At 36.1% G+C, this 15238-nt stretch carries 9 protein-coding genes; all 9 read right to left on the reverse strand.

Going from position 1 to position 15238, the window contains the following annotated elements:
- The 9 genes from DYR29_RS13505 to DYR29_RS13545 all read right to left on the reverse strand — a co-directional run bounded on the left by DYR29_RS13505 (position 1) and on the right by DYR29_RS13545 (position 15097).
- Positions 1-891 carry a DUF6089 family protein gene (locus tag DYR29_RS13505; RefSeq protein WP_213277286.1) on the reverse strand — a complete coding sequence of 297 codons (891 nt, stop codon included), beginning with the start codon at positions 889-891 and terminating at the stop codon, positions 1-3.
- A 213-nt stretch (positions 892-1104) separates the two neighbouring features.
- Positions 1105-3603, reverse strand: coding sequence for an exopolysaccharide transport family protein (locus tag DYR29_RS13510; RefSeq protein WP_213277287.1), 2499 nt, complete (start codon positions 3601-3603; stop codon positions 1105-1107).
- A 2-nt stretch (positions 3604-3605) separates the two neighbouring features.
- On the reverse strand, positions 3606-4490 hold the full coding sequence (locus DYR29_RS13515) for a polysaccharide biosynthesis/export family protein (protein ID WP_213277288.1): 885 nt from the start codon (positions 4488-4490) through the stop codon (positions 3606-3608).
- A 35-nt stretch (positions 4491-4525) separates the two neighbouring features.
- Positions 4526-5644: a glycosyltransferase family 4 protein gene (locus DYR29_RS13520; RefSeq protein WP_213277289.1), complete on the reverse strand. Its 1119-nt coding sequence runs from the start codon at positions 5642-5644 to the stop codon at positions 4526-4528.
- 112 nt (positions 5645-5756) lie between these two features.
- Positions 5757-6758, reverse strand: a complete 1002-nt coding sequence (locus tag DYR29_RS13525; protein ID WP_213277290.1) for a glycosyltransferase family 2 protein — start codon at positions 6756-6758, stop codon at positions 5757-5759.
- 3 nt (positions 6759-6761) lie between these two features.
- Positions 6762-7832 carry a formimidoylglutamase gene (locus DYR29_RS13530; RefSeq protein WP_213277291.1) on the reverse strand — a complete coding sequence of 357 codons (1071 nt, stop codon included), beginning with the start codon at positions 7830-7832 and terminating at the stop codon, positions 6762-6764.
- Between the two features lie 258 nt (positions 7833-8090).
- Entirely contained in the window at positions 8091-8465 is a 375-nt protein-coding gene (locus DYR29_RS13535) for a hypothetical protein (RefSeq protein ID WP_047424833.1), read from the reverse strand.
- A 358-nt stretch (positions 8466-8823) separates the two neighbouring features.
- Complete coding sequence (gene topA, locus DYR29_RS13540) at positions 8824-11400, reverse strand: type I DNA topoisomerase (protein WP_213277292.1); 2577 nt, start codon at positions 11398-11400, stop codon at positions 8824-8826.
- A 277-nt stretch (positions 11401-11677) separates the two neighbouring features.
- The gene (locus DYR29_RS13545) at positions 11678-15097 is read right to left on the reverse strand and encodes a T9SS type A sorting domain-containing protein (RefSeq protein WP_213277293.1); all 3420 of its coding nucleotides are present in this window, start codon (positions 15095-15097) and stop codon (positions 11678-11680) included.
- Between the last annotated feature and the right edge of the window lie 141 nt (positions 15098-15238).

The following is a 15238-nucleotide window of genomic DNA, read 5'->3' on the forward strand; positions in this document are numbered from 1 at the left end:
TTATTCACAATAACATGGAGGTCTTCCGAACGAATACGTAAGTCCTAAACTGAAAGTATTCATCCAGTCATTCGATCTTCCATCTCCAATATTTCTCTTTTTAATAAACTCTGCTTCTCTTTCCTTAGAAACTGCATAATAATTTCCTGACTGTAATAATGAACCTCCTGTTGCCGGGTCCAAAATATCTGCATTAAAAGAAGTTTTTACATCTTTATCAAGGATCTTACTGTGATCCAACTGATCTGTCAATGTATATCTGAATGTAGCTTCTGCAAATATTGCCCAGGAATGGTTGAATTTATACTTCAAACCTACCCCAAAAGGAATATGCATTGTTACTTTTTTCCCTAATGAATAGTCTGTTTTCGTAGTGAAATCCAATTCATTGATTGGAGCCTGCGCCACACCATCTGCATCTCTTCTGAAATCATTCACAAGAGTCGCTTTAGGAGCATCAAACATCAAAGCACCAACACCTCCGAAGATATAAGGGCTCAGCATGCTGATCTGCTCATTATTTACCGGGAAAAAGTTATATTCAAACATTAAACTCGCCTCATACACGTTATTTTTTCCGTATGAGTTTCTATTTCTTCTATAATCTTCTTTCGCAGCTTTATCACTAAACTGAATCTGGTTGTATCCTAAATCCAATCTAATAGTCTGATGCGGATTAAAATTAAATCTATATAACAAACCTCCATAAAATGGGATGCCCCAATCTGACACTCTGTTTAAATCCAACGGCTTCTGTAAAATATAATTTGTCCTTCCTACATCTCCCACTAGGTTACTCATACCTAGACGAACTCCCAATTCGTTTCTTTGTGCTTTAACACTTACCACTCCAAGGAAGGCAAGGAAGCTAAACAATAATTTTTTATTCATAAAAGAATATGGATTTATGGTTATTTTAAAATTTAATTTTTGCAAATATAAAACATTTTTATATTAATGATAATCTTAATGTTTAGTTAAAAATAAACAAAAAAACATAATTTGTTATAAAGTAAACGGCAAAGTGGCAAAAATATTCTTTTTTTCATAGAATGAAAATACATTAAATATGAAAAAACCCCCATTAAATGAGGGTTTAATGCTTTATTTTTTATTAAATAATACCTGTACTTTATTTCTGATCCTTATCAACAATGGCTCTTTATAATTTTTATCTTCATCAAAATATCCGTAACCATAGCCATATCCGTAGCCATAACCGTAACCGTAGCCCTGTTTTGTATTATAATCATTATAAACAAGACCCAAATTATCAATCTCATCATTATGATACTTTTCCGTAATCATTTTCAGCATGTACTTTTCTGTGTATTCATGACGCACAACATAAATATTGGCATCAGAATGCTTCATCAGCTCATATGAATCCGCTACTAATCCTACCGGTGGAGAATCTATAATAATGAAATCATATTTTTCTTTCAGTTCTTCTATAAATTTGATATTTCTCTGGCTCATTAAAAGCTCAGAAGGGTTTGGCGGGATAGGTCCTGAAGTGGCAACATCCAGATTTGGAATTTTTGTTTTGTTGACAATCTGATCAATTCCTACTTCTCCCGTCAGATAATTGGAAATACCATATTTATTATCAATCTTGAAGTCCCCGAAGATTTTTGGTTTCCTAAGGTCCATTCCCAATAAGATTGTTTTTTTATCACTTAATCCTATTACCGATGCCAGATTAATGGAAATATAAGTTTTCCCTTCTCCTCCGATGGATGATGTGATCAGTATGACCTTACCTTTTTGATCTTCATTATCCATCAAAAATCTCATATTGGCTCTTATCCCCCTGAAAGCTTCTGATACAGATGATTTTGGCTGTTCCAGAACGGTAAGCATATTTTCATTGTTGTTATTTCCGATAACCCCAAGAAGTGGAATTTTCGTAGCACTTAAAAGTTCTTTGATATTTCTGATTTTGTTATCAAACACTTGACCAATAAGGATAAATAATAGTGGAAGCATCAACATTCCTGAAATAATGGCTGTTTTTGCCAGTTTAACATTAGGTCCAATAGGTCTTTGTCCTAAGTTTTTAGCCGGGTCAATAACTGTTATGTCAGACTGATTAGTAGCCATTCTCATCTTGGTATCACTCTGTCTGCCTAAAAGACTGTTGTAAGTAGCTTCAATCATGTTATAACCTCTCTCTGCATCCAGATACCTTCTTTCTTTTTCAGGATAAGTTGCTAAATCAGAATTGGCACCAGCCATTTCACGATCTATTTTATTGATTTCTTCATAATATCTGTTATAATAGTTTCTCAAACTATTAGATGATCCCATTCTTGCTTCATCAATAAGCCTGTTGATTTCTCTCATAGGCTCTGATGACGGCTTATAAATAGTGGCCATTTCTGCTTTTTTGGTATATAAAGCTTTAAGTTCAGAAACCGTTGCTGTGAAAATACCATCTTCAAAACCTGCTGCATTTGTTCCGATCATTTTATCAAAATTCTGAGACTGAAGGGTGTTCTTGATATTATTCAGAGAACTGATTTTGCTGATGATATCGGCTTTTTTAGCTTCAAGCTCTTTTATTTTTTCAAGAGATTTTTCATCCCTGTCTTTAATGTTATAAAGTTTTTCGGAAGTCTTTAAATAATTAAGCACATTGGCGCTTGAATCAAGTTTTTTACGGATGTTTGCAAGGTTGTCTTTTAAGAAGATATCTGTATTCTTATTAACAATGTTTTTATCAGCAAGTCTCTTTTTTTGTAGCTCTGCAACGGATTTATTCAGGAAGTTAACCGTACTGTTAAGGTTGTATCCTGTTTTAGTAATAATCATAATAGACCTGATTTCTTTATCAAAGTCTACTCCTGTTGTGGAAACAATTTCATTTACACTCTGGTTGACAGAGTTCAGGTTAATGATAATATTATCCAGCTTAATTTTGGTAGGAACAGGATTTTGAAGCAGCCTGAATCTCAGGTTAGGAGAAGTATACCACTCATTAATTTTGATGGTTTTATCTGCTGGTCTGCCATAAGAGTTAATATCCTGGAATCCTTCTACTTCATAGTTATATAAGCTTGTAGACTCTCCTTCTTCAGGCAAAACCACTTCATAAGATCCATTTCCTTTTGGTATCAGCGTAATAGGATAATTGATCTGCTGAAGGTGTTTTTTATCGATCTGAAGAAAAACAGGCGAATCATCTTTGTCCAGATAAGTAGATTTTATAAGTCCTTTGGTAGAATAGTTCACAAAAAGATCTAATTCTTTCACCAAAAATTCATTATGAGATCTGGATAAAAGCATTTTCTTTAAATAAAGCCCATCCTGATTTCCTGTATCACCCCAAATGAAGTTAATAGATTGGTTAGACTGTGTTGGCAAAAACTCTGAACCTTTACTGGAGGTACTTAATGATAAATCTGATGCATAAATATTCTGTGCATAATATTTCCTGTATACCCATGACATGGTATAGCCAATGATAAACATCAATACAAACCAGTACCAGTTTTTAAGAACCCTTCTTAAAAAGTGTTCCAAATCAAATAACGCAAATGTCCCGGATTTATCTTTCTGAGAATTATTTTTCTCTGCAGTGTTTACTCTTTCTGGAATCATGGCTAAAGATTTTTAAGGAGTAAATAAATAGATAATGCAGTAGTAATTACAGAAACCCCTGTAGTTAAAGTCTGGATAGGGTCTTTTCCGAATCCATTCAAGCTTTTCGCTCTTGTATTCAGATAGATTTCGTCTCCGTTCTGTACATAGTAATAAGGAGAGTTCATAAGGTCTTCACGGGTAAGATCTATTTTGGCAATTTTGATTCCTTCCGGAAGTTTTCTGTGGATAACAACTTCTTTTTTATCAATAGTTCTGTTCAATCCGCCATTAATGGCCAATGCCTCTGTAATAGTAAGGGTATTTTTGTGGACTACTTTCTCACCTGAAAGTCCTGTAGTTTCCACGTCACCAAGAATATAATAGGTAATACCGTCTGTATTCAGTCGAACTTCAGATTTACCTTCCTGGAAATTTTCATTTACTTTATCCTGAATTTCTTTTGTAATATCGTCTAAAGTTCTCCCTTCAGCTTTTACATATCCAATCCCGAACACATTGATATCACCATTGGAATCCACCTTCAGTCCGTTAAAATAAAAATTCATATTTCCGCCTCTACCTCCTCCGGCATTAGCACTAACCACACCTCCTATACTACCACCTCCTGATATTGCAGAACTTGTCACTCCTCCACCAGCAACACCGCCTGAAGTATTGTAAGAGGAATAAAACTGTGCGGCATCACCCTTAGGTGTCGTCACAATATTAAGATTCAGGATGTCATTTTTGGTAATCCTGTACACGGGAATATTGTACGGGATAAGACCTTCTTCGTTAATGACAAGGCTTTCGCTTGGCTGCAAGTACCTCACATCCTTTGTTGTGATACATGAGGTAACTAAAAAAGGGAATATTAAAAATAAATACTTAAAATTCTTCATCATATTTGAATATTGTTTACAAAAGTAATATTTAATTGTTAATTTTTGTTATTTCTTAATCGATATAGCAAATCTGGCAGATAAGCTCCGAAAAAGCCTAATGAAATAATCACCAATAATAACAGATTGACATTAATATGTCTTAAATAATAAGCAACCCCCACGATCATCAAATAGTAAAGAATGATATAAAAAGTAGATCTCCTGTGGGTAAGATTTAGCTTTAACAGCTTATGGTGAATGTGGTTTTTATCTGCGTCAAATGGTGACTTTTTATTATAAAGCCTTATGAATATTACATTTAATGTATCTACGATCGGAAGAATCAGGATCGCTACAGCCACTACAGGAGCAGACTGAAGGTGATATCTTGGTACATCTACAAGGTTTTTATCAATAAAAATATCTATGAAACAAATGGAAGTAAAGGCCAGTAAAAAGCCAAGCAGCATGGATCCGGTATCTCCCATAAATATTTTACGGGTACGATAGTTGGACAGATTATAGTACAGGAAAGCCAATACAGTCCCAATAATTACAACAGATAATACAACCAGCGGATAATTATATTCTCCTAACCGGTAATAGCTTATTCCGAATAAAGCACTGCAGATTACAGAATAACCACCTGCCAATCCGTCTATTCCATCGATCAGGTTGAATGCATTGATCAGAATAATAAAGGTAATGATACTGAACAGGACACTTATAAAATATTCCAGCTCATACACACCAAATATTCCAAATAAGCTTCTTATTCTAATATCTGAGCCAATAACCACCAGAGAAGATACTACAATTTGTGCAACAAGTTTTTTATAAGCCCTCATTACAACAATATCATCCATTACCCCTACGTAAAGCAGAATAATCAATGAGGCAAATAAAAACTTGTACAGGTCAAACAGCTCATAGGCAAAAATAGAAGCACAGATTCCTATTGAATAGAAAATGGCAATTCCGCCAAGGTTAGGAATTTCTCTAAGATGCGAACTTCTTATCCCAGGCTCATCCATCAGGTTCTTCCTTCTCGAGATCTTGACGATGGTAGGAATAGAGAAAAAGGTAATTAAAAAGGCGAATACGAAACCAAGTCCTATTTTTATATAGAAAATAGGTATTCCCGATCCGCTTAAGAACAATTCAAAATTTTTCATTCTTTCTTATTCAGCACTTGTATTTCTCAATAAAAACTCATAATGCAGGACTTATAAGAACTTCATCATCATTTTCTATTGCTCGAAACAATAGTACGTACATTTGTGTTTATTAAATCAATTTTCTTATCAATCTTTTCTGCCCTCCAAAAAACAACAGATAAAAAATTTTTTTCTTCAAAGGCAAAGATAAAAGATAATTCTTACCAAAACGACTATAGTTCAATATATCTTGAATTTTTATTTGTCTTTCTTTCATAAAAAGGACCAGCTGATCAGACATACTATAAAATATTTCCTCTTTTTTCACAAAGGCCAGATAAGCCAGGAATGAATAAACTCCTTCAAAAATCTGGAAGTTTTTTAATTCCTCTTTTTTGTGAGAATACTGAGATTCATTAAATACATTTTCCACATCAGCCACTGCTTTCAGCATATCAAGTCCTTTTTCCGTATGAGTTTTTGTAATAGAATCGGTACGTTCAAGATATTGATAATGGAAACTTTGGGTCTGTGCAATGGTATCACATTCCAGTAAAAGTTGTGGAATGAGCTGAATATCTTCAAAATGAACTCCTTTTTTAAATCTTCTCTGATTAAAAAGTTCTTTTTTGAACAGTTTATTGCATGCAAAATAGCTGATATCCGAGAACACTGAAAAATTATTTTCAAGAACTATTTTCTCGGACATATTAGGAAGCTGAGTCAGTTTTTGGGTAATTTTCCCTGTTTCGTCAACTTTCTGAATATTGCAGATCACCATTTTTGCCTGATGCTTCTCGCCTAACAGAAGCATTTCTTCAAACATTGTTTCGGAAACATAGTCATCACTGTCTACGAAACCTATATAATCTCCGGCAGCTCTGTCAATACCAAAATTACGGGCATCGCTTAAACCTCCGTTTTCTTTGGTAAAAGCTTTTATTTTTTCCGGATATCTTTGTGCATATTCTTCAATTATTTTTCCTGAATTATCTTTACTCCCATCATTCACTACAAGAATCTCAATACTGGAAAGACTCTGGTTCACCAAAGAGTCAAGGCATTTTGTCAGATAGTTTTCGACATTGTAAACAGGAACAATAATGGATACTTTTGGGGGAACATTTGTCATACATTAAATTTTCGTCAGCCTTGCATTCAGCCAGCCTTTTTTAGCTTCATCAAAATCCTTTCTGGAACACGGAATGCAGTTCTCTATATTTTCATCATCACCAAAATACCACAAATTACTGAAAGTATCACGCTTGAAAGCATATTGTCTGTCATCTATCAAAACATAAAACAGCTCATAATGTCTTTCCTTCGGATGGGAATGCTGTATATTGATTCCTTCAATCAGATACCATAACATCTGTGCTAAAAGCTGGTGGTTCAACTGATTTTCTGAATAAATATTATAATTAAAAATCCCTACAGATTTCAGGTTTTCACTTAATCCGATTTCTTTCATGTAGGCACAAATCTCTCTTCTGTTTAATCCATTGACCTGTGGATTCATAGAAAAAGGTTCGCTGAAACTTTCCACAGCATCACAATTTAAGGTTACAAGATCTGCTTTTCTGAAGAAAGGTTCTGTTTTTTCTGTAGAATTCATCATTTCAGCAAGACGGACGATGTCAAACTCCACTTCTTTGATCAGTCTTACAGAATCCATTTCATTCAAATGTTTCTGATATCCTAAATGATGGTAATTTTTAATGGAAAAATTCTTGGCACCGAAAATTTTGCCCAGAAAAGTATGTTCGTTAATTGTTTCACCCTGTTGAAGGGAAATAATATTACTGATTTGGGTATAATTGATGTTTTTCTGATGAAAGTTCAAAGCAGAAAATAATGAGAAGGCAAAATCATTTGAGCCGCCCACAATTACCGGAATTGCTCTTTTGTAATGGCATGCCGACAAGACTTCCTGCAAAATATAATGAGTATCCTGAACAGATTTCCCGGACACCAGATCTCCAAGATCTACAACAGGAATTTCAAAATCCATCTGCGAAAGTTTATAAAACTCATTTCTCACCGCTGTAAAATCTTGCACTTCTGCATCTCCGCCCACACCTCTGTAATCAGACACAAACAAAAGAACAATACTGTCTTCTTTGATCTCTTTTGTAATCCGATTTCCTATCTGCCAGTTTTCTGTTTTAAAATTTCTTGGTGAAATGATAAAGTCTTCGAAATCCATATTTGAATATAATAATTTATTAATTGCTTGATATAACAAACATACAAAAAACATAGGAACTGAATAGGGTGTATTCTTTTTGTTCACAAAAAAGCCATCAACATTTGTTAACTGTTTTGTATTTTTTCAGCCTTATTTTTCATCAGCCTTGTCAAAGTTTTAAACATTGACAAGGTTTTATTCATGACACTTGCAAAAACAAATCCGCCTCATACATTGCATGAGACGGACTTTTATTCTAATTCGGTTGTTAACTGATTAGCATTTCCCGAATGACTGACTAATAATCGTTATTCCACCTATAATAATAGTAACTCTGATTCCTGTTGGGATTCCCCAGGTAGTACAGATAGATAAACAAGCCTGGCCAGCTGTTCCATTAGGAATACTTAATGGTATACTGAAACAATATTTCCCGAAACCTAATGGTAGGTTGATACAAACTTTGTTGTTCTCAACAGTAATTGATATACATTCTGCTGTTACAAGAAGATACCCTGCGCTGGCGTTGGCAAGGCTTAAGTCTGAATCCGCCCCGGATGAACGGCGACTTGCCTGACTGTCTTCGTGTGATCTTTTTGCTGCTTCTAATGCATGCGAAATTGCTTCTTCGCTAAATTTAAATTCTGGCATGATTTTATAGTTTTGTTTTCTTACTCGTTTGGCTTTTCAGAATCCGCCTCGTTTTTTAAAGTGGTTTCTGAGCTCCACCGTTTGTAATATTACGATGTAAAACTAAAGAATTAAAACACTGAATATCATAGTCTTATTACTGAATTTTCCATTTGCGTATTTGTACTTAGAGCTAAGTAATCATGGTCATTCGCAAAGTTATTTCTCGATATAGGGAAATTTATTTAACATATTATTCTATCCAGTTTTATTTTTTTTAATGATTTTCAATGAAAATCAAAATCCATAAAACCTGTGTCATGACAAATAAAAAAAGCACAGACCTAAATCTGTGCTTTCCTATTTTATTAAAAAATATTTATTTTTTAGCTGCCGGTTTCTTAGCCGCAGGCTTTTTCGCTGTTGTAGTAGCTTTTTTAGTTGTGGCTGCTTTTTTAGCGGCAGGTTTTTTCTTTTCTGCAAAAGCTTTGGGATCCTGATCTGTAATCCATTTCTTAACCTCATCTAAAGAAAGTTCTTTCAATTCATCAGCTTCGTATTTTGTATCGTCTGCTTTCTTCGGAATTTTGAACATTGCTTTTCCGAATTTGATGAAAGGTCCCCACCTTCCGTTTTCAATGGAAATTTTTTCTTTTTCCCACTGCTGGATATATCGGTTGGCTTCTTTTTCAAGCTTCGCATCAATTAATTCATTGATATCACTCTGAGAAAGATTTTCAAAGTCATATTTCTTTGGAACATTTACGAAAATAGCTTTGTATTTGATAAATGGTCCGAATCTTCCTGTTCCTTTAGTAACGGGCTCTCCTTTATAAGTTGCGATAGGAGCATCAGCAATTTTCTTTTCGTTGATAATTTCCTCCGCACGTTTCTGATCTACAGAAAGAGGGTCTTCTCCTTTCGGAATGCTGATATAAGTTTCTCCCCATTTTACATAAGGTCCAAATCTACCAACTCCTACAGAAACGGACTGTCCATCAACTTCATTTAAATCGAAAGGTAATTTGAATAGCTCCAATGCCTCTTCAAAAGTAATGGTTGCAATATTCTGACCCGTCATTAAGGAAGCAAAAATTGGTTTTTCTTCATCATCAGTTTCTCCAATCTGGATCATCGCTCCAAATCTTCCGATTCTTGCATGAACATTTTTACCTGTTTTTGGATCTACCCCTAATAGTCTGTCTCCAGTTGCACGGTCAGCATTTTCTTCTACATCTTCAATTCTCGGGTGGAATTTTGAGTAGAAATTCGTCATCATCTCCTTCCATTTCTGATCACCACTTGCAATTTCGTCAAAACTTTCTTCTACTCTTGCTGTGAAACCGTAGTCAAGGATTTCTCTGAAGTTATCCGTCAGGAAATCATTTACCACTTCACCTATATCTGTAGGAATGAATTTATTTTTATCGCCTCCGAATTTCTCTTCAAGAACTACTTTTTTGATCTTATCTTTTGTTAAAGACATTTTGATCACTTCACGGGTATGCGGTTCAATCTCTCTCTTATCCACATATTCTCTGTTTTGAATCGTTTGAATCGTCGGAGCATAAGTAGATGGTCTACCAATCCCTAATTCTTCAAGCTTTCTCACCAATCCGGCTTCTGTATATCTTGCACTTGGTCTCGTGAATTTTTCAGTAGCGGTAATGGTTTTATAGTTCAGTATCTCTCCTACAGTTACTTTTGGAAGTAGTTTATCATTGTTCTCCTCATCTTCATCTTCTGTCTTCACAATACCATAAGCTTTCAGGAAACCGTCAAATATGATTACTTCTCCCTGAGCCTCAAAATGATGGGGTAATGATGCATTCCCGATTTCGATCACCGTCTTTTCAATTTTGGCATTAGCCATCTGAGAAGCAAGTGTTCTTCTGTATATTAATTGGTATAACTTATTCAGCTGTGCATCTCCTATGCTTTTCACTCCAAAATCCGTAGGACGGATCGCTTCGTGGGCTTCCTGTGCTGAAGCTGATTTTGTAGTATAATTTCTTGGAGAAGAATATTCTGCTCCGTATTCTGATGTAATTTGTTTTTTAGCTCCTTCAATCGCTTCCTGAGAAAGGTTTACGGAGTCTGTTCTCATATAGGTAATGTATCCTTCTTCATACAGTCTTTGTGCCAGACGCATAGTATTGGTTACATTATATCCAAGTCTTGAGGAAGCTTCCTGCTGTAGTGTGGAAGTGGTAAATGGAGCTGAAGCGGAACGTGTACCCGGCTTGGTTTCAACATTCAGAACTTTAAATTCTGTAGTTTTTGCCTGCTCAAGGAATTTTTCTGCTTCTTCTTCTTTTTCGAAGTCTTTTTTAAGTTTGGCAGCTATTTCCTGCTCTGTTTTATTTAAAAAGATTCCATCAAGTTTAAAGCTTGCTTTTGGTTTAAACTCACGAATCTCCTTTTCTCTTTCAACAATTAATCGTACTGCCACAGATTGTACTCTTCCGGCAGATAATCCCGGTTTTACTTTCTTCCATAAAACGGGTGACATTTCAAAACCAACAATTCTGTCCAGCACTCTTCTTGCCTGCTGGGCATTTACTAAGTTCTGATCTATATCTCTAGGATTGTCAATTGCTTTTAGAATGGCGTTTTTGGTAATCTCATGGAAAACAATTCTTTTTCTGTTTTCAGGCTTCAGCTTCAGTTCATCCGCCAGGTGCCATGCAATAGCCTCCCCTTCGCGGTCCTCATCGGAAGCGAGCCATACCATATCGGCTTTCTTTACTGCAGCCTTTAATTCGGTTACCAATTTCTTCTTTTCTGCGGAAACTTCGTAATCAGGACTGAATGTAGTAAGGTCTATCCCCATTCCTTTTTTAGGAAGGTCCCGGATATGCCCGAAACTAGATTTCACTTCAAAATCCTTTCCTAAATATTTCTGAATAGTTTTTGCTTTTGCCGGGGACTCTACGATTACTAAATTTTTCGACATTCTAACTAAAAATTTTTGCAAAAGTAAAGCTTTTTTATTATATACTTTTTGTAAAACGGGTTTAATTTAACAATTCAGCTGGTTTATACCCCTTTTCAGCAACCATTTTTTAAAGAATCAAGTCCTTTGTAGTATAGGTTTTAGAGCGTTATATAGTTATCCACATTTTATGATATAGAATTTTTCATCAGCCATCATAGACGTAAGAGATATGCTTATATATAAAAAAGCAGAACAAGAAACCTCATTCTGCTTTTTAAATCTTCCTCTTCGGAATTTATCGTTTTAAAATTTTGACAACTGCTTCCGAATTATTTATCCTTAGCAGATACACTCCTGCATTTAAGGATGACACATCTGTCTGATTATTTATAAACTGTCCGGATTTCACAAGCTGCCCTAAAGCATTAAAAATCTGGTAACGATATTCTTTATTCTCCGTAGCCTTGATATAGAGAATATTAGAAACCGGACTTGGGTATAAAGAAATCTTATTATCAGTCATTTTAAGTGCTGCATTAGCCGTACTTAATGTTGAGCCGCCAGGAATTACTATGGTTCTTGAGGCAGGTCCTTCTTCATTACCATTTGCATCATATTCTATTTTCACACATCGGCATCCCGTACCAAAATACGGATCATTGTTATCATGAAAAGCTATCATCCTGTTGGTAGTAGAAGCAGCATCAAAAAGGACATTAACCGGTCTTCCCAAATAATTTGAATTTAAAGCTGACGTCCACACCGCCGGGTATTGAAAATTAAGGATATTAAAAGTTCCCTGAGCCGCCTGATTGGCAATCACACTTCTGAAACCTCTTGATCCGGAATCAGGGTAGTTTCCTAAAGGATATGCAGGATTATTAAACATATATCCTACGGTGGCGTTGGTTGAATTTCTCACTCTGGTTCCTAAGTAATCATTTGCTATAGTATATGATGTGGCTATATTTTTATCTTTTTTATACCATGGAGTCTGCCCGAAATCACTTCCTGAAACCAAAGCAACATTCATCAGATCGGGAATTCGCCAGCCTGCCGGGCAAGGATCGAAAGGAGATTTCTCTCCTCCTCTTCCCCATCTGTCAGGCGCCAGATTTGGTTCCGTTGCCAGCCAGTCTGTTCCGTTGGTATAGTTAGGAGTTGTGCTGTTATAAGGAGCAAACGTACTCGGAATCATATATACCAAAGGATTTTTAACGGAATAAGACAGTATCTTGGAAATCTTATCTACCGGCTTGTCTGTAATCTGTACGTTTGATGCAGCAGCATAGGTATTGTAAGGAACAATATAACTACCGGAAAGATTGTTATAATCAGCCGGAGTAAGTGCGGCGTAGGAAACAGTTCCATTGGCAGCAGCAGTTCCTAAAGAAATATTGTAGAAACTTCTGTCATCTGCATTTTGGAAAGCAGGAATAGGATCTTTTCTTCCCCATTGATAATGTAATCCCGTAGAAGCCCGGATCTTCATCAGCTCTTCGGCGGTGGGTGCGAGAGGATTCGCAACGTTAGGAAAAGCATCTGTTGCCCCAAGGTTACGATCCATAAAAGTAGTCTGCAATATCACATCTGCTTTATTCACATAATTTACATAATTTGTCACGACTTCCGGAGATTCTGTAGTATAAGTGTAAGATTGTACAGGAGAATCTGTAACCCAGATATGCCAGCTCCAATACACCGCAGCTGATATACTACCGTTATGTAGGGTTACCACAGCATTTCCGCTCTGATTAGGAGCTATTTCTACAGCTATTTTTGAATTAGTAAGATCCTGCAGTGACGAAGGTGACGGATTGACTATTGAAATTTTACTGATAAGACCGGTATTCGTAGTCCAGAGAACATTTCCTTTTAAATTATTAAAATTAGAAGAGTTTAGTATTTCTGCATTATTCAACAATTGACTTTGTACTGAAAATGCCTTACTTACTGGTATTTCAATGACGGCAGCGGTTCCGCTTTTAACAATCTGGTAAGTATTGGGGTTGTCGATTCCATCTTTATATTCTGTGGCTGCAGGCAGATATTCTGTAGGAAAATCATAATCATTGACAAGATATAAAGGATCTTTTATACATCTGCATCCGTTGGCATCTGAGGTATACATTACCGACATAGGAAAGTAATAATAACGCCCTTTGACATTGGGATAATTGGCGTCCGGAATATCAGGCTGCGTTTTATCCGGAATCATAGAAAGTCCTCTAACGGTAACAGCGGGAGAAGCATCAAACTGCCGTGCCATGGTAGCCGTCCACAATGCAATATGATGCTGATCACTATACTGTCCCGCATGAGCCCCTCTGATAAGCTGGCCATTTCCTGGAAAGATTCCCATATTGTATCCTCCAACTGCAGAAAGATCAAAACCAAGATTAGGATACACCTTAAACCCTGTCATGAATGCAGGAATTCCCGCATTGGTAGGTTTTACAATATGGTATTTATTGGTTTCAAAAACATTTTTCGCCATATTGGTTTTTACGCCGAAAGGTGAAAAGTCTATTCTGATATCATCCACATAAGATCCGGAGGCCAGATTTGCTACCAGCATAGAGGGTATACGCCATCCGTTGGGACATGGGTCATATGAAGATTTATCCCGATAAGGTTTTGCTTTGTCATCGGTATTGTAAACAGCTTCTATTTTTCCCTGTGCATTATCAGACCAAAGATTAAGCTCTGAAAGCCGGTTAGTAGGCAAGGTTGTAGATTTCCCAAACCAATTGACAGGCAGATTGACATTATTATTGTAATAAGCCTGGCCGGAATTATCTTCCTTATTGACATAGATAAGACTCAGCGGATTCTTCACAGAAAGCCTTAAGTTATTGGTTACCTCTGCCCCGGAAAGTAAGACAAATTTTCTAAGATCATCAATACTCACAGCATTGGTCATATTTTTTGCTCCTCTATGTCTGACTCTTCCTATAGATCCTGAAGCCTCATAGAAATCATTTCCTCTGGTAACCAATGGCGGAATTGGATCTTTTCTTCCCCACTGATAAAGAAGTCCTATACTTTTGTTCCAGTCTGATGCGGTGATAGAACTTGTAAGTGCGCCCAGATTCCTGTCCATCCATTTCCAATCTGTATCTGGAATCACTTCGGTTGTTCCGTCTGATTTCATTCTTTTAACAGGATTGAAACTTCGGTAGGTTGCTCCATTTGTAGGATCGTCAGTAACCCAAATATGCCAGCTCCAATAGATTTCACCATTTACTTTAAAGGCAACCACTGCATTTCCTTCTTTTGTTTTGTTAATAGGAACTTTGATCTTAGCATCCTGACCTGTCCCTATTATTTCGAGAGCATAATTTACTCCGGATTTTATGAGACCATGAGCATCTTCCCAAAGTACATCTGCAGTTACTGTTCCTGCCGGAATCCCATTTCCGTTGAGATATCCGCCTCCTTCCCACATCGCATATGCTTTCTTTACCGGAACCAGCAAGCCTTCACTATTCTGACCGGGGTCAAAGATGTAGCTATTGGGTGCTTTTTTCCAATCCGGAAGAAATTTTTTTTTCAATTCGTACGCCGGCCTGACCAGTGAGTCCACATTTTTAGCAACTGATATTGCTCTTATATGCTCACCCAAAGAAAGACTTCCTCTGATATTACCTTTCAAACAAATACTGAATGGTATCAGACAGAAGACTGCCGCTAATTTTCCAGCTAACCTTTTCATACCTTATAATTTAGTGTCATTATCCAAATACAATTTTTAAGCCTATTTCAACAAAAAGAGATTTATTTTATAAATATTAATAACATATTCGAATTATGATATTAATAATTCAAAACAAAACTAATAAACGGTACAAACATG

The organism is Chryseobacterium indologenes, assembly GCF_018362995.1.
In the GTDB taxonomy this organism is placed as follows: Bacteria; Bacteroidota; Bacteroidia; order Flavobacteriales; family Weeksellaceae; genus Chryseobacterium; species Chryseobacterium indologenes_G.